This is a genomic window from Streptomyces sp. NPDC048337, from assembly GCF_043201175.1.
Taxonomy (GTDB): domain Bacteria; phylum Actinomycetota; class Actinomycetes; order Streptomycetales; family Streptomycetaceae; genus Streptomyces.
In genome coordinates this window covers 96,502-110,906 of record NZ_JBICYR010000023.1, presented here as the reverse complement: position 1 = coordinate 110,906, position 14,405 = coordinate 96,502, and the positions used below count along the sequence as shown (strand labels likewise).

10 protein-coding genes and 2 pseudogenes are annotated in these 14,405 nt (G+C 72.0%); 5 read left to right on the top strand and 7 right to left on the bottom strand.

What is annotated here, in order from left to right; translation table 11 throughout:
- Window positions 1-20: 20 nt before the first annotated feature.
- The gene (locus ACGFYU_RS30295) at window positions 21-1,787 is read right to left on the bottom strand and encodes a glycoside hydrolase family 3 protein (protein ID WP_393830520.1); all 1,767 of its coding nucleotides are present in this window, start codon (window positions 1,785-1,787) and stop codon (window positions 21-23) included.
- Between the two features lie 164 nt (window positions 1,788-1,951).
- Here ACGFYU_RS30295 and ACGFYU_RS30290 point away from each other — a divergent pair.
- Window positions 1,952-2,324, top strand: a pseudogene (locus ACGFYU_RS30290) (helix-turn-helix domain-containing protein); the annotation flags it as partial.
- Here the strand turns inward: ACGFYU_RS30290 and ACGFYU_RS30285 are convergent.
- The gene (locus tag ACGFYU_RS30285) at window positions 2,281-3,177 is read right to left on the bottom strand and encodes a LysR substrate-binding domain-containing protein (RefSeq protein ID WP_393830492.1); all 897 of its coding nucleotides are present in this window, start codon (window positions 3,175-3,177) and stop codon (window positions 2,281-2,283) included. The pseudogene ACGFYU_RS30290 and the gene ACGFYU_RS30285 sit on opposite strands and share 44 nt — an antisense overlap.
- A 102-nt stretch (window positions 3,178-3,279) precedes the next feature.
- Between ACGFYU_RS30285 and ACGFYU_RS30280 the strand changes: the two genes are divergently transcribed.
- Window positions 3,280-4,275 carry an EamA family transporter gene (locus ACGFYU_RS30280; protein WP_393830491.1) on the top strand — a complete coding sequence of 332 codons (996 nt, stop codon included), beginning with the start codon at window positions 3,280-3,282 and terminating at the stop codon, window positions 4,273-4,275.
- Here the strand turns inward: ACGFYU_RS30280 and ACGFYU_RS30275 are convergent.
- Together ACGFYU_RS30275 and ACGFYU_RS30270 are read right to left on the bottom strand one after the other, a co-directional pair.
- Window positions 4,181-4,678: pseudogene (locus ACGFYU_RS30275) on the bottom strand (GNAT family N-acetyltransferase); the annotation flags it as partial. The gene ACGFYU_RS30280 and the pseudogene ACGFYU_RS30275 overlap by 95 nt on opposite strands.
- 115 nt (window positions 4,679-4,793) lie before the next feature.
- Window positions 4,794-5,339 (bottom strand): DUF937 domain-containing protein, encoded by a 546-nt coding sequence (locus ACGFYU_RS30270; RefSeq protein ID WP_393830490.1) that lies wholly within the window; start codon window positions 5,337-5,339, stop codon window positions 4,794-4,796.
- 266 nt (window positions 5,340-5,605) lie between these two features.
- Here ACGFYU_RS30270 and ACGFYU_RS30265 point away from each other — a divergent pair, with 266 nt between their 5' ends.
- Window positions 5,606-7,852: an ATP-dependent RecD-like DNA helicase gene (locus ACGFYU_RS30265; protein WP_393830489.1), complete on the top strand. Its 2,247-nt coding sequence runs from the start codon at window positions 5,606-5,608 to the stop codon at window positions 7,850-7,852.
- A gap of 182 nt (window positions 7,853-8,034) precedes the next feature.
- Entirely contained in the window at window positions 8,035-9,324 is a 1,290-nt protein-coding gene (locus ACGFYU_RS30260; RefSeq protein ID WP_393830488.1) for a citrate synthase, read from the top strand.
- A 358-nt stretch (window positions 9,325-9,682) separates the two neighbouring features.
- Here ACGFYU_RS30260 and ACGFYU_RS30255 read toward each other — a convergent pair whose 3' ends face one another.
- A complete protein-coding gene (locus ACGFYU_RS30255) occupies window positions 9,683-11,947 on the bottom strand; it encodes a heavy metal translocating P-type ATPase (RefSeq protein ID WP_393830487.1) in 2,265 nt (754 codons plus the stop codon).
- 116 nt (window positions 11,948-12,063) lie between these two features.
- Window positions 12,064-12,294 (bottom strand): heavy-metal-associated domain-containing protein, encoded by a 231-nt coding sequence (locus ACGFYU_RS30250; RefSeq protein ID WP_393830486.1) that lies wholly within the window; start codon window positions 12,292-12,294, stop codon window positions 12,064-12,066.
- A gap of 164 nt (window positions 12,295-12,458) precedes the next feature.
- Here ACGFYU_RS30250 and ACGFYU_RS30245 point away from each other — a divergent pair, with 164 nt between their 5' ends.
- Window positions 12,459-13,685, top strand: a complete 1,227-nt coding sequence (locus ACGFYU_RS30245) for a cation:proton antiporter (protein WP_393830485.1) — start codon at window positions 12,459-12,461, stop codon at window positions 13,683-13,685.
- On the opposite strand, the gene ACGFYU_RS30240 is transcribed toward ACGFYU_RS30245, so the two are convergent.
- A complete protein-coding gene (locus ACGFYU_RS30240; RefSeq protein WP_393830484.1) occupies window positions 13,663-14,337 on the bottom strand; it encodes a TetR/AcrR family transcriptional regulator in 675 nt (224 codons plus the stop codon). The genes ACGFYU_RS30245 and ACGFYU_RS30240 overlap by 23 nt on opposite strands.
- Between the last annotated feature and the right edge of the window lie 68 nt (window positions 14,338-14,405).

Here is a 14,405-nt window from a genome sequence, read left to right as displayed (position 1 = left end):
CCTTCCGGCTGGGCCACGGGTCAGTACGACAGCCCGTGGCCCAGCGGGTAGCGGCCCGGCACCGCGACCGGGAGGCGGCCCGCCGGCCGTACGGCACCGGTGAGCCCCCGGGCCGCCGCCCGCATCTCCACGTCCGTCCAGGAGTACGTCGCCAGCTCCGCCGCGCAGGCCGGCAGGCGGGCCGGGTCGTACGGGTTGCGGATGGCCACCACGACGACCGGGACGCCGGTCGCGACGAGGTCCGCCACCAGGGTGCGCTGCGGACTCTCGCCTTCCGGCACGTTGTACGTGCACACCAGCACCGCCGTGTGACCGGCCGCGGCCGCCACCGCCCGGTCGGGCGCCGCCACCTCGGCCCGGCAGCCCAGCACGGTCAGCTCCCGGGCCAGCACGGCCGTCGGGGGTCCCGTGGTGCCGCTGGGGGAGGCCGGGTCCGTGCCGGTGACCAGCAGCCGGGGACCGGCCGAGGCGTCCAGCGGCAGCAGCCCGGCGGGATTGGCCAGCAGGGTGGTCGTGGCGGCCGCGATCTCGTCGGCGGCCTCCAGGTGCTCCGGGATGCCGACGGTGGCGTCGAGCTCCGCGGCGGCGGGGGCGGCCTCGTCGAACAGGCCCCGGCGCGCCTTCAGTTCCAGGATCCGCAGCACCGACTCCTCGATCCGCGCCTCCGTCAGCTCGCCTGCCTCGACCGCCGCCAGCACGCTGCGGTGCGCCAGCCCCAGGTCCGGCGGGTTCAGCAGCTGGTCGCACCCCGCCAGCAGGGCCAGTACCGGGACCCGGTCGTCGCCGTACTTCTGCCGCACCCCGGCCATGTCGAGGGCGTCGGTCACCACCACCCCCCGGAAGCCCAGGCGTTCGCGCAGGATGCCGGTGACGATGGGCTTCGAGAGGGTCGCCGGGTCCCCCGAGGGGTCGAGCGCCGGGAAGACGATGTGCGCCGTCATGACGGCGTCCACCCCCGCCTCCACCGCGGCCCGGAAGGGCGGCTCGTCCAGCTCCTCCCAGACGGCCCGGGTGTGCCGCATCACCGGCAGCCCGACGTGGCTGTCGGTCTCGGTGTCCCCGTGGCCCGGGAAGTGCTTGGCGGTCGCGGCCACCCCGGCGCTCTGGTAGCCGCGGACCTGGGCCGCGACCAGGTCCGCCACCGCGTGCGGCGCGGCGCCGAAGGACCGTACGCCGATGACCGGATTGGCGGGATTGACGTTGACGTCCGCCACCGGCGCGTAGTCCTGCCGGACGCCCATGGCGGCCAGCTCCCGCCCGGCGATCCGGGCGGCCCGGCGGGCTTCGGCGGTGGAACCGGAGGCCCCGAGCGCCATCGCCCCCGGGAGCAGGGTCGCCGGCTTGCCGATGCGTGCGACGACGCCGTGCTCCTGGTCGGTGGAGAGCAGCAGCGGGATCCCGGCGCCGGAGGCCAGGGCGGCCTGCTGGAGGCCGACCGAGAGCTCGGCGATCTGGCGCGGGGTACGGGTGTTGTGGGCCCAGGCGAAGTAGATGACCCCGCCGAGGTGGTAGCGGGAGACCAGTTCGGCGGCGGTGCGCACCCCGAACAGCGACTGGTTCTTCTCGGCGTCGGCCGGGTCGGGGTCGGTCGCCGAATGCCCGTACGCCCGGGACACGAAGAGCTGCCCGACCTTCTCGGCGAGGCTCATCCCGTCCATCAGGCGGCGCAGCCGGGCCCGGTCGGGGTGGCGGCCGGGCGCGAGGTCCCCGGGGCGGTGGTCGTCCTCGGGGGCGCGGCGGATGCCCAAGGCGGTGGAGGCGACCCCGGCGGCCGTGACGGCGGCCATCGCGGCCGCGGCGAGCAGGGTCCGGCGGGAGGCGTGTTTCGACACGCGCCGGACCCTACTCCGGGGCCGGCCCGGGGAGTCCCGGACACTCGGGAGGTCCCCCGTATGGCACGGGCGGCCGTTCAGAGCGGCACGTCGGCCCCGTCGGCCGCGAACGGGGCGCCGTGGCCGAGGTGCTCGCCTGGGCCCGCGAGCACCTCCACGAGCCGCTGCCCGTCGCCGAACTGGCCCGGCGCGCCCTGATGAGCCGGCGCTCCTTCGCCCGCCGGTTCGCCGCCGCGACCGGCACCACCCCGCACACCTGGCTCCTCAACCTGCTCCTCAACCTGCGCCTCAGCCGCGCCGAGGAGCTCCTGGAGACCACCGAACTGCCGGTGGAGGAGGTCGCCCGCGGGTCGGCCACGGGAGCGCGGCCGTCCTGCGCGAGCAGTTCGTACGCCGCCGGGCGTGCCTCCCCGGGCCTGCCGCCGCTCCTTCACCCGGACGCCACCCCTCAGCGGTTCCAGTGCTCCTGCAGGGTCCGGACCGCCTCGGTGATCGCGGGCCTGCGGGCGGCCCCGGTCCGCCACAGGGCGTACAACCGGCGTACGGGCCCGGGCTCCAGGGGCACGGCCACCGCGCCGGGCGGCAGCCGGCCCGTGCCCAGCCGGGGGACCACCGCCACCCCGAGCCCGGCCGCGACCAGGGCCACGATGGTGTGGTTCTCCTCCGCCACGTGCGCGAGCTCGGGCTCGAAGCCGGCCGTGCGCAGGGTGCGGACCAGCCAGTCGTGGCAGACCCGCCCGGGCGGCTGGCACACCCACCGCTGACCGCCGAGGTCGGCGCGGCGGACGACCTGCCGCGTGGTGAACGGGTGGCCCTCGGGCACGACCAGGTCGCAGAGGTCGTCCCCGATCACCACCTGCTCGACGCCCTCGGGGGCGGGCAGGGGCGCGATGTCCCAGTCGTGGGCCACCGCCAGATCGGTGACACCGCGGGCCACCAGGTCCACCGACAGGTGCGGATCCACCTCGGTCAGGCGTACGTCGAGCGAGGGATGACGGCGGGCCAGATCGGCCAGCACCCCCGGCAGCAGCCCGCGCGCCGCCGAGGCGAACGCGGCCACCGTCAGCAGACCGGTCGGCTGCCCGCGGCGCTCCTCCAGGGTGGTCTCGGCGCGCTCCACGATCGCCAGCAACTCCTGCGCCGTATCGGCCAGATGCCGGGCCTCCTCGGTCAGCGCGACCCCGCGGCCGCGCCGCTCCAGCAGGGTGGTGCGGGTCTCCCGCTCCAGCTTGGAGATCTGCTGCGAGACCGCGGAGGGGGTGTAGCCGAGGGCGGCCGCGGCGCCCGCGACCGAGCCGTGGACGGAAACGGCGTGCAGGGCGCGCAGCCGGGCGAGATCGAGCATGGCCCCATGGTGGCACCCCGCTGTTATTCGTAAGCAATCCTTCATCCATCCCGGAAGTGATTCGCGCTGGTGCTACACGGTCGGGGCGCCGATGCTCGGATCATGCGTCCCGTACACACCGCTCTGGCCGTGCTCGTCGCCGCCGTCTGGGGCTTCAACTTCGTCGTCATCGAGATCGGGCTCGGCCACTTCCCGCCGCTGCTCCTGTCCGCCCTGCGCTTCCTGGTCGCCGCCCTGCCCGCCGTGTTCTTCGTGGGCCGCCCCAAGGTCGCCTGGAAGTGGATCCTCGGGGTCGGGGCGGCCCTCGGCATCGCCAAGTTCGGCCTCCTCTTCACGGGCATGGCCGCCGGGATGCCGGCCGGGCTGTCCTCCCTCGTCCTCCAGGTCCAGGCCGTCTTCACCGCCGTCCTCGCCGCCGTCGTGCTGCGCGAACGGCCCGGCCGGGTACGGGTGCTGGGCATGGCCGTGGCGCTCGCCGGGATCGGGGTCGCCGCCATCGACCGCGGCATCTCCGGGCCGGTGACCGGCTTCGTGCTGGTCGTCGCGGCCGCCGCCTGCTGGGGCGTCTCCAACGTCCTGACCCGCAAGGCCTCCCCGCCCGACGCGATGAACTTCATGGTGTGGGTGTGCACGGTGCCGGTGCTGCCGCTGTTCGCGCTCTCGCTGCTGCTGGAGGGGCCCGAGCGGGACCTGGCCGCGCTGCGCGCCCTCGACTGGTCCGGGGCGGCCGTCATCGGCTACGTCGCCTGGATCTCCACCGTGTTCGGCTTCGGCGCCTGGAGCTACCTGATGCGCCGCTACCCGGCCTCCTCGGTGGCGCCGTTCTCGCTGCTGGTCCCGGTCTTCGGGATGTCCTCCGCGGCCCTGGTGCTGGGGGAGTCCGTCTCGGGCCTGCGCTGGCTGGCCGCGGTGCTCCTGGTCGGCGGGGTGGCGCTGACCTCGCTGGCCCCCGCGCGCGCCTCGAACCGTACGGGGGTCGGTTCGGGCGCCGGCGCGGGAAGTGTCAGTGCGGGGAGTTCTCCTGCAGCGGCAGCCGCCAGTCCTGCCCCGTCAGGGCGACCCCGTACGAGCGGTGCGGGCGCTCGGCGACCAGGGTGAAGCCGGCGCGCAGGTAGAGGGAACGGGCCGAGGTCAGCACGTCGTTGGTCCACAGCACCAGCTCGCGGTAGCCCACCGAGCGGGCGAAGGCGACGACGGCGTCGACGAGCCGGGTGCCGATGCCGTGGCCGCGGCCCTCCGGGTCCACCAGGAGCAGGCGCAGCCGCGCGGTGCCGGGTGTGCCCTCCTCCCGTACGCACATCACCGAGCCGACCGGTCGGCCGTCCAGCTCGGCGATCCAGACCCGCTCCAGATACGGGTCGTGGTCCTCGGCGAAGTCCGCGACGATCCGGGCCACCAGGCCCTCGAACTCCGCGTTCCAGCCGTATTCGGCGGCGTAGAGCGCGCCGTGCCGCTGCACGATCCAGCCCAGATCGCCGGGCTCGGGATCCCGCAGGCGCACCGGGCCGACGGGGGCGTCCTTGGGCGTGTCCATGGCGCCCGAGGATAGCGCGGGGGGCGGCGCCGGGGGATGGCTCGTGGTTCCCCGGTCGCCGTTCACCCGTACGTGTTGCTTCTTACTTCTTGCCGCCCAGGATGTTGCCCAGCAGGTCGCCCAGGTCGAAGCCGCCCTCGGCCGGGGCCGCGCCGGAGGCTGCCGGGGTCGCGCCCGCGGTCGGGGCGCCGGCGGCCGCGCCCTTGCCGGCGGCCGCGCGCTTGGCGAGGACGGCCAGCAGGACCGGGATCAGCATTTCGATGACCCGGGCGATGGTGGGGGCGGGGATGCCGGTCTTCTTCGAGACGGCGTTGGCCACGGGCTTGCTCACCTTGGCGAGCACCCCGGCCATCATCCCGCCGCTGAGCATGCCGCCGAGGCCACCGCCGAGCGTCGACACGCCCTGGAGCGGCGGCTCCGCCACCTCCGCGAAGGCCTGGCGGACCTCCGCGCCGTCGTCGTCATCGGCGCCGGCCTTCTGCTGGAGGTCGCCGGTCATGGCGCCGACCGTCTGGGCGACGGTGTCGCGGGCGCCGTTCGCGTCGGTGCCCAGCAGTCCGGCGATCTCGGTCAGCTTGTCGTCGCCGAGCTCATTGAACACGTCGTCCTGGAATGAAGGTTCGCTCATGCCTGAAACGCTACTTCTGTGCCGATTTACCGGCACCTCGGGTGAGCGCTGCGTAATGGAAAAGTAAAGCTGTGGAACCGGGTGCAACCGTCCGGGGCGATCGCGGGTCGTATGGTGCGTCGGCACTTCCGGGAGGGGATCTGGGGGGATCGGGAAGTCCGGCACGGGAGGGGTAACCGTGATGGGGGTCCGGCCGCGAGGCCGGACCCCCTTCTGGTTTTCCACAGGCCTGACGCGCTGTCGGAGCGGGACGGTAGCTTCGGGGCATGGCAACGAACGGGGCTGTGCAACTGGCGGTGGTCGAGGGGGTGCTCGAGCGCATCACCTACGCCAACGAGGAGAGCGGGTACACCGTCGCCCGCGTCGACACCGGCCGCGGCGGGGGAGACCTGCTGACGGTCGTCGGCGCCCTGCTCGGAGCCCAGCCCGGCGAATCCCTGCGCATGGAGGGCCGCTGGGGCTCCCACCCGCAGTACGGCAGGCAGTTCACGGTGGAGAACTACCGGACGGTCCTGCCCGCCACCATCCAGGGCATACGCCGCTACCTCGGCTCCGGCCTGATCAAGGGCATCGGCCCGAGGATCGCCGACCGCATCGTGGAGCACTTCGGCACCGCCACGCTCGACGTGATCGAGGCCGAGCCGAAGCGGCTGATCGAGGTGCCCGGGCTCGGCCCCAAGCGCACGAAGCTGATCGGCGCGGCCTGGGAGGAGCAGAAGGCCATCAAGGAGGTCATGGTCTTCCTCCAGGGCGTCGGCGTCTCCACCTCCATCGCGGTGCGCATCTACAAGAAGTACGGCGACGCCTCCATCTCGGTGGTGAAGAACCAGCCCTACCGGCTCGCCGCCGACGTCTGGGGGATCGGCTTCCTCACCGCCGACCGCATCGCCCAGGCCGTCGGCATCCCGCACGACAGCCCCGAGCGGGTCAAGGCCGGGCTGCAGTACGCCCTGTCCCAGTCCACCGACCAGGGGCACTGCTTCCTCCCCGAGGAGAGGCTCATCGCCGACGGGGTCAAGCTGCTCCAGGTGGACACCGGGCTGGTCATCGAGTGCCTGGCCGAGCTCGCCGCCGATCCGGAGGGAGTCGTACGGGAATCCGTGCCGGACCCGCAGGGCGGCCCGGATCCGCTGACCGCCGTGTACCTGGTGCCCTTCCACCGGGCCGAGCTGTCACTGGCGGGGCAGGTGCGCCGCCTGCTGCACGCCGAGGACGACCGGATGCCGGGCTTCCAGGACGTGGACTGGGACAAGGCCCTGGGCTGGCTCGCCGGGCGGACCGGGGCCAGCCTCGCCCCCGAGCAGCGGGACGCGGTCAAGCTGGCGCTGACCCGCCGGGTCGCCGTCCTCACCGGCGGGCCCGGCTGCGGGAAGTCCTTCACGGTGCGCTCGATCGTCGAGCTGGCCCGGGCCAAGAAGGCCAAGGTGGTGCTGGCCGCGCCCACCGGCCGGGCGGCCAAGCGGCTGGCCGAGCTCACCGGGGCCGAGGCCTCCACGGTGCACCGGCTGCTGGAGCTCAAACCGGGCGGGGACGCGGCGTACGACCGGGAGCGGCCGCTCGATGCCGACCTGGTCGTGGTCGACGAGGCCTCCATGCTGGACCTGCTGCTGGCGAACAAGCTGGTCAAGGCGGTGGCACCGGGTGCCCACCTGCTGCTGGTCGGGGATGTGGACCAGCTGCCCTCGGTCGGCGCCGGGGAGGTGCTGCGGGACCTGCTGGCCGAGGGCGGCCCGGTGCCCGCGGTCCGGCTGACCCGGATCTTCCGCCAGGCCCAGCAGTCGGGCGTGGTCACCAACGCCCACCGGATCAACACCGGGGTGCCGCCGATCACGGACGGGCTGCCGGACTTCTTCCTCTTCCCGGAGGAGGACACCGAGGCGGCCGGGGCGCTCGCCGTGGACGTGGCGGCCCGAAGGATTCCGGCCAGATTCGGGCTGGACCCGCGCCGGGACGTCCAGGTGCTCGCGCCCATGCACCGCGGCCCAGCCGGCGCGGGGAACCTGAACGGCCTGCTCCAGCAGGCGATCACGCCCGCCCGGCCGGACCTGCCCGAGAAGCGGTTCGGCGGCCGGGTCTTCCGGGTGGGTGACAAGGTCACCCAGATCCGGAACAACTACGAGAAGGGCGCCAACGGTGTCTTCAACGGCACGGTCGGCGTGGTCACCGGCCTCGACCTCGACGAACAGCGCCTGACGGTCCGGACGGAGGAGGACGAGGAGATCGGCTACGAGTTCTCGGAGCTCGATGAGCTCGTGCACGCGTACGCCGTCACCATCCACCGCTCCCAGGGGAGTGAATATCCGGCGGTCGTGATCCCGGTCACCACCGGTGCTTGGATGATGCTCCAGCGAAATCTGCTCTACACGGCGGTGACGCGGGCGAAGAAACTGGTCGTCCTGGTCGGGTCCCGCAAGGCCCTGGGGCAGGCGGTGCGTACCGTTTCCGCAGGCAGGAGGTACACGGCGGTGGCGGCGCGACTGTCCGGCCGCATACCGGTGGGAAACATCACCTAGATGATCGATCATTTGGGGTTCCACCACCGGTGCGGAGGGGGCAGGATGAGCAGCTTGACGGCACTGAGTGCCGTCGGAAGCACCAAACGCCGACCCCGAGTGCACTCTCCTGCGCCAAATGGGGGAAGGTAGAGGCAGTCAGGGCACCTCGAAGAAGAGGCACTACGTCGGTGAGGGATGACGTGAGCGACAACTCTGTAGTACTCCGGTACGCGGACGGTGAATACACCTACCCGGTGGTCGAGAGCACCGTCGGTGACCAGGGCTTCGACATCTCGAAGCTGCGGGCCCAGACCGGGCTCGTCACCTTGGACAGTGGCTACGGAAACACCGCGGCCTACAAGTCCGCGATTACCTACCTCGACGGCGAGCAGGGCATCCTGCGCTACCGCGGTTACCCGATCGAGCAGCTGGCCGAGCGTTCGACCTTCATCGAGGTCGCGTACCTGCTGATCAACGGTGAGCTGCCGACCGTCGACCAGCTCGCGTCGTTCCGCAACGAAATCACCCAGCACACGCTGCTGCACGAGGACGTCAAGCGCTTCTACGACGGCTTCCCGCGCGACGCGCACCCGATGGCGATGCTGTCCTCCGTGGTCAGCGCGCTGTCCACGTTCTACCAGGACAGCCACAACCCGTTCGACGAGAAGCAGCGCCACCTCTCGACGATCCGCCTGCTGGCCAAGCTGCCGACGATCGCGGCCTACGCGTACAAGAAGTCGGTCGGCCACCCGGTGGTCTACCCGCGCAACGACCTCGGCTACGTCGAGAACTTCCTGCGCATGACCTTCTCCGTGCCGGCTCAGGAGTACGACCTGGACCCGGTCGTGGTCTCGGCGCTCGACAAGCTGCTGATCCTGCACGCGGACCACGAGCAGAACTGCTCGACCTCCACCGTGCGCCTGGTCGGCTCCTCGCAGGCGAACATGTTCGCCTCGATCTCGGCCGGCATCTCCGCGCTGTGGGGCCCGCTGCACGGCGGTGCCAACCAGTCCGTCCTCGAGATGCTGGAAGGCATCAAGCGTGACGGCGGCGACGTCGACGCCTTCATCCGCAAGGTGAAGAACAAGGAGGACGGCGTCCGCCTGATGGGCTTCGGGCACCGCGTCTACAAGAGCTTCGACCCCCGGGCGAAGATCATCAAGGCGGCGGCGCACGATGTCCTCTCGGCGCTCGGCAAGAGCGACGAGCTGCTCGACATCGCGCTGAAGCTGGAAGAGCACGCGCTGGCCGACGAGTACTTCGTCGAGCGCAACCTCTACCCGAACGTGGACTTCTACACCGGCCTGATCTACCGGGCCATGGGCTTCCCGACCGAGATGTTCACCGTGCTCTTCGCGCTCGGCCGCCTTCCCGGCTGGATCGCCCAGTGGCACGAGATGATCAAGGAGCCGGGTTCCCGCATCGGCCGCCCGCGCCAGATCTACACCGGCGAGGTCCTGCGCGACTTCGTGCCCGTAGAGGCCCGCTGACCCGAGGCCCTCAAGGCACTTCAGGCATACGAAAAGCGCCCCGCCGTCGATCCCCCCACGGGTCGGCGGTCGGGGCGCTTTCCTTTCCCCGGTACGGATTCCCCCCACGGGACCCGCGCCGGGGCGTCGGTGTGTGCCGGGACCCGTTCGGGTCGGGAAGGCCGCTCAAAGCTTCCCGTGGCCACGTGTCCCGGCCGGCTGATGCCACGGACGTCCCCCAAGACTTCCGTGGAACGTCCCCCAAGACGTTCCTGGCATCGCCTCATTAGACCCGCGGCGACCCCGGATGGTTACGTTGCGATCACTGTGATCTGCGTCTCTCGTGAAGGAAACGTGTGTGCGGTGCGGAGGAGATCCACTACCGGAATGAACGCAACCGCAGGCTGTTGGTCACCACGAAGACCGAGGAGAAGGCCATCGCGGCCCCCGCGATCATCGGGTTGAGCAGTCCCGCGGCCGCCAGCGGCAGGGCCGCCACGTTGTAGCCGAAGGCCCAGAAGAGATTGCCCTTGATCGTGGCCAGGGTCCGGCGGGACAGCCGGATCGCGTCCGCCGCGACCCGCAGGTCCCCCCGTACGAGGGTCAGATCGCCCGCCTCGATGGCCGCGTCGGTGCCGGTGCCCATCGCGAGGCCCAGGTCGGCCTGGGCCAGCGCGGCCGCGTCGTTGACCCCGTCGCCGACCATGGCGACCGTACGGCCCTGCGCCTGGAGGCGGCGTACGACGTCGACCTTGTCCTGCGGGAGCACCTCGGCGATGACCTCGTCGATGCCCACCGCGCGGGCCACCGTCTCGGCGACGGCCTGGTTGTCGCCGGTCAGCAGGACCGGGGTGAGGCCCAGTGCCCGCAGCCGGGCCACCGCCTCGGCGCTGGTCTCCTTGACCGCGTCGGCGACGGTCAGGACCCCGCGCGCCGCGCCGTCCCAGGCCACCAGGACGGCGGTGCCGCCCTCGGCCTCGGCGGCCGCCTTGGCCTCCTTGAGCCCGGCCGGCAGCTCCATTGACCAGTCGGCCAGCAGCTGTTCGCGGCCCACCAGGACGGCGTGGCCGTCGACCACGCCCTGGACGCCGAGGCCGCCGCGGTTCTCGAAGCCCTCCGGGACCGACAGGGCGCCGGCCCTCTCGGCCGCCGCGGTGGCGACGGCCCGGGCGATCGGGTGCTCGGAGGCGTGCTCCAGGGACCCGGCCAGGCGCAGCAGTTCCCCCTCGTCGACGCCCTCGGCGGTGTGCACGCCGGCCAGGGTCATCCGGCCGGTGGTGACGGTTCCGGTCTTGTCCAGGACGACGGTGTCCACGCGGCGGGTGGACTCCAGTACCTCGGGGCCCTTGATGAGGATGCCGAGCTGAGCGCCCCGGCCGGTGCCGACCATCAGGGCGGTCGGGGTGGCCAGGCCCAGGGCGCACGGGCAGGCGATGATCAGGACGGCCACGGCGGCGGTGAAGGCGGCCGTCGGGTTGTCGGTGATCAGCAGCCAGGTGACCCAGGTGCCGAGCGCGAGCACGAGGACGACGGGTACGAAGATCGCGGAGATCCGGTCGGCCAGGCGCTGGACCTCGGCCTTTCCGTTCTGGGCCTCCTCGACCAGCCGGGCCATCCGGGCGAGCTGGGTGTCGGCGCCGATCCGGGTGGCCTCGACGACGAGGCGGCCGGAGGCGTTGACGGTGGCGCCGGTGACGGAGTCGCCCACCGTGACCTCGACGGGGACGGACTCGCCGGTCAGCATGGAGGCGTCCACGGCGGAGCTGCCCTCGACGACCGTGCCGTCGGTGGCGATCTTCTCGCCCGGGCGGACGACGAACCGGTCGCCGACCGCGAGCGCGCTCACCGGGATGCGGACCTCGCGGCCCGCGCGCAGGACGGCGACGTCCTTGGCGCCCAGTTCCATCAGGGCCCGCAGGGCCGCGCCGGCCTTCCGCTTGGAACGGGCCTCCAGGTAGCGGCCGAGGAGGATGAAGCCGATGACGCCCGCCGCGACCTCCAGGTAGATGGCGGAGGAGCCGTCCGTACGGGAAATGGCGAAGTCGAAACCGTGCCGCATGCCGGGCATGCCGGCGTGGCCGAAGAACAGGGCCCACAGGGACCAGACGAAGGCGGCGAGCGTGCCGACGGAGACCAGGGTGTCCATGGTGGCGGCGCCGTGCCGGGCGTTGGTCCACGCGGCCTTGTGGAAGGGGAGCCCGCCCCAGACCACGACGGGGGCGGCGAGGGTCAGCGAGAGCCACTGCCAGTTGTCGAACTGGAGGGCCGGGACCATGGACAGCAGGACGACCGGCAGGGCGAGGGTGACGGAGACGAGGAGCCGCTGGCGCAGGGCGGCGAGCGCCCGGTCCGGGGCCTCGGTCTCCGCTCCCTCCTCGGTGGCCGCCTCGGTGGCGGGCGGGGCGGGCGGCGGGGGCTCTTCCGCGGCGTAGCCGGTCTTGACGACGGTGGCGATGAGGTCGGCGACCTGGACGTCGCCGGTGTAGGAGACGTGCGCCTTCTCGGTGGCGTAGTTCACCGTGGCCTCGACGCCGTCCATCCGGTTGAGCTTCTTCTCGATGCGGGCCGCGCAGGAGGCGCAGGTCATCCCGCCGATCGTGAGCTCGACCGCCGTTATGGGTCCGTCGTGCAGGGTGCTGGTCATGTTCCGGCTCCAGAGGGGAGGGCGGGCCGGGCCGTATGGAACCAGTATGAGCTGGTCGGATACGGCCCGGCGGGGTGCTGCGGGTGCTGCGGGCGGCGCAGGTGCCGCCGGGGTGCTCAGGCCTCGGCGAGCTCGTAGCCGGCCTCGTCCACGGCGGCGCGGACGTCCTCGACGGCGAGCGGGGCGGCGGAGACCACGGTGACCTCGCCGGTCGCGGCGACGGCCTTGACCGAGCTGACGCCCGGCAGGGCGGAGAGCTCCTTGGTCACCGAGCCCTCGCAGTGCCCGCAGGTCATGCCGGTCACGCGGTAGACGGTGGTGGTCAGGGTGTCCGTCTCGGCGGTCATGTCGTTCTCCTCTTCAAGGGTGTGTCCGGTCGCGCGGGGAGGCGGTGCTTCGCTCCACTCTCTCCCGACACTCAGAGACTATACCCCTAGGGGGTATTAATGCGAGTGTCCAAGGCCCCTCTTTTGGGATGCCGATACTCCGTAAATATACGTAAATGGCCTCTATGGATCATCCGGGAACCTTCGTACTGATCACCGTCGTCGCCGTGCTCGCGCCCCTGCTCGCGTACGCCATCGCGCGGTGGCTGCCCGTCCCCCTGGTGATCTTCGAGATCCTGCTCGGCGTCCTGATCGGCCCGGACGTGCTCGGCTGGGCGCACACCGGCCAGGTGATCGACGTACTCAGTCAGCTCGGGCTCGCGATGCTGATCTTCCTGGCCGGCTACGAGATCCAGTTCGACCAGGTCAAGGGGGACACCCTCAAGAGGTCGGTGTGGGCCTGGCTGATCGCCCTCGCGCTGGGCCTCGGGGTCGGCGTCCTGCTCGCCCACGGGGGCGGCTTCGACAAGGGGGTCTACGTCGGCACCGCGCTCACCAGCACCGCGCTGGGCGCGATCCTGCCCGTGCTGAGGGACGCCGGGGACCTGCAGAGCAGATTCGGCTCCGTGATGATGGCGATGGGCTCCATCGGCGAGTTCGGGCCGATCATCGCGATGGCGCTGCTGCTGAGCGGCCGGGCGCCGGCGCGCTCGGCGGTGCTGCTGGCCGCCTTCGCGGTGCTGACCGCGGCGGCGGTGTTCTGGGCGCTGCGGCCCAAGCCGCCGTGGTTCTCCAAGGTCATCGCCAAGACCCTGCACAGCAGCGCGCAGTTCGCGGTCCGGCTGGTGGTCCTGCTGCTGGTGGCGATGCTGGCGCTGGCCCAGGTGCTCGGGCTCGACATCCTGCTCGGGGCCTTCGCGGCCGGGCTGATCACCCGGCTGGTGCTCCAGGGGGCCGCGCCGGACAGCGCCGAGACCGTGCTGTCGAAGGTGGAGGCCATGGGCTTCGGCTTCCTGGTGCCGCTGTTCTTCGTGGTGACGGGGATCGAGTTCGACCTGAAGGCCCTGCTCGGGGGCGGGCGGGTGCTTCTGCTGCTGCCGGTGTTCCTGCTGCTGTTCCTGGTCGTGCGGGGGCTGCCGATGTGGCTGCTGGCGCCCCGGGACCTGGGGCGGCGGGACCGTGCGGCGTTGGTGCTCTTCGGGTCCACCGCGCTGCCGCTGGTGGTGGCGATCACCACGCTGGGGGTTGAGGACGGGATGGTGGAGCCCGGGGAGGCGGCGGCGCTGGTGGGCGCCGGGATGCTGTCCGTGCTGGTGTTCCCGCTGGTGGGGCTGCGGCTGCGGGCGGGCGCGCGGGGGGCGAAGCCGGAGCGCGGCCGGCCGCGGCGGGTCAGTGGGAGCGAGTCGTGGTGACCATCGGTTCCAGGTAGCGCAGCAGGACGGTCTTCAGCTCCGCGACGTAAGCGTCGCGTTCGGCTCCCTCGTGCGTCAGGATCAGGTCCAGGGACGCTTTGAAGATGCCCAGGATCATGTTCGAGATGTGGGCGAGCTCGGTCGGTGTGGCCTCGGGGACGAAGGCGTGCACGGCGCCCTGGACCTGCGTGATCATGCTGGAGTGGAGCTCCTCGTGCTCCTTGTCGATGCTCCCGGGGATGCCGGAGCCGTGCATGAGGGCCCAGAAGGCCGGGTTCTCGCAGTTGAAGGCGATCAGCGGGTCCAGGACGGCGTCCAGCACCTCGGGCAGCGGGAGGCTCAGGTTCTGGGGCAGGAAGGCCTGGCCGTGCGTCTCGCGGGCGTGTCGGAGCAGCTGGTCGCCGAGCTCGATCGCGATGGCCTCCTTGTTCGGGAAGTACTGGTAGAGCGTGCCCGGCGATACTCCGGCCTCGCGCGCGATGGCGTTGGTGCTGGCGGCGGCGTAGCCGGTACGGCAGAACACCCCGGCGGCGGCTGCCAGGAGCTGGCTGATCCGGCGCTCGCCGCGGGCCTGGCGGCGGCGCGGGGTGGCCGTGCCGGTCTCGCTGTTTTCACCGGTTGCGGCGGATGTGTCCTTGGCGGTCCCCGGCATGTCTCATCCCCTGCTTCCCGTGGGTGATTGACAAACACGAGAGGTCGCTCGCATTCTGAGGAAACGCG

Bases quoted from the DNA above. Each gene is read 5' to 3' on its own strand.
- ACGFYU_RS30280 (WP_393830491.1), top strand. From the start codon at position 3,280: ATGCGTCCCGTACACACCGCTCTGGCCGTGCTCGTCGCCGCCGTCTGG.
- ACGFYU_RS30255 (WP_393830487.1), bottom strand. From the start codon at position 11,947: ATGACCAGCACCCTGCACGACGGACCCATAACGGCGGTCGAGCTCACG.
- ACGFYU_RS30285 (WP_393830492.1), bottom strand. From the start codon at position 3,177: ATGCTCGATCTCGCCCGGCTGCGCGCCCTGCACGCCGTTTCCGTCCAC.
- ACGFYU_RS30250 (WP_393830486.1), bottom strand. From the start codon at position 12,294: ATGACCGCCGAGACGGACACCCTGACCACCACCGTCTACCGCGTGACC.
- ACGFYU_RS30295 (WP_393830520.1), bottom strand. From the start codon at position 1,787: ATGGCCGCCGTCACGGCCGCCGGGGTCGCCTCCACCGCCTTGGGCATC.
- ACGFYU_RS30270 (WP_393830490.1), bottom strand. From the start codon at position 5,339: ATGAGCGAACCTTCATTCCAGGACGACGTGTTCAATGAGCTCGGCGAC.
- ACGFYU_RS30245 (WP_393830485.1), top strand. From the start codon at position 12,459: ATGGATCATCCGGGAACCTTCGTACTGATCACCGTCGTCGCCGTGCTC.
- ACGFYU_RS30240 (WP_393830484.1), bottom strand. From the start codon at position 14,337: ATGCCGGGGACCGCCAAGGACACATCCGCCGCAACCGGTGAAAACAGC.
- ACGFYU_RS30265 (WP_393830489.1), top strand. From the start codon at position 5,606: ATGGCAACGAACGGGGCTGTGCAACTGGCGGTGGTCGAGGGGGTGCTC.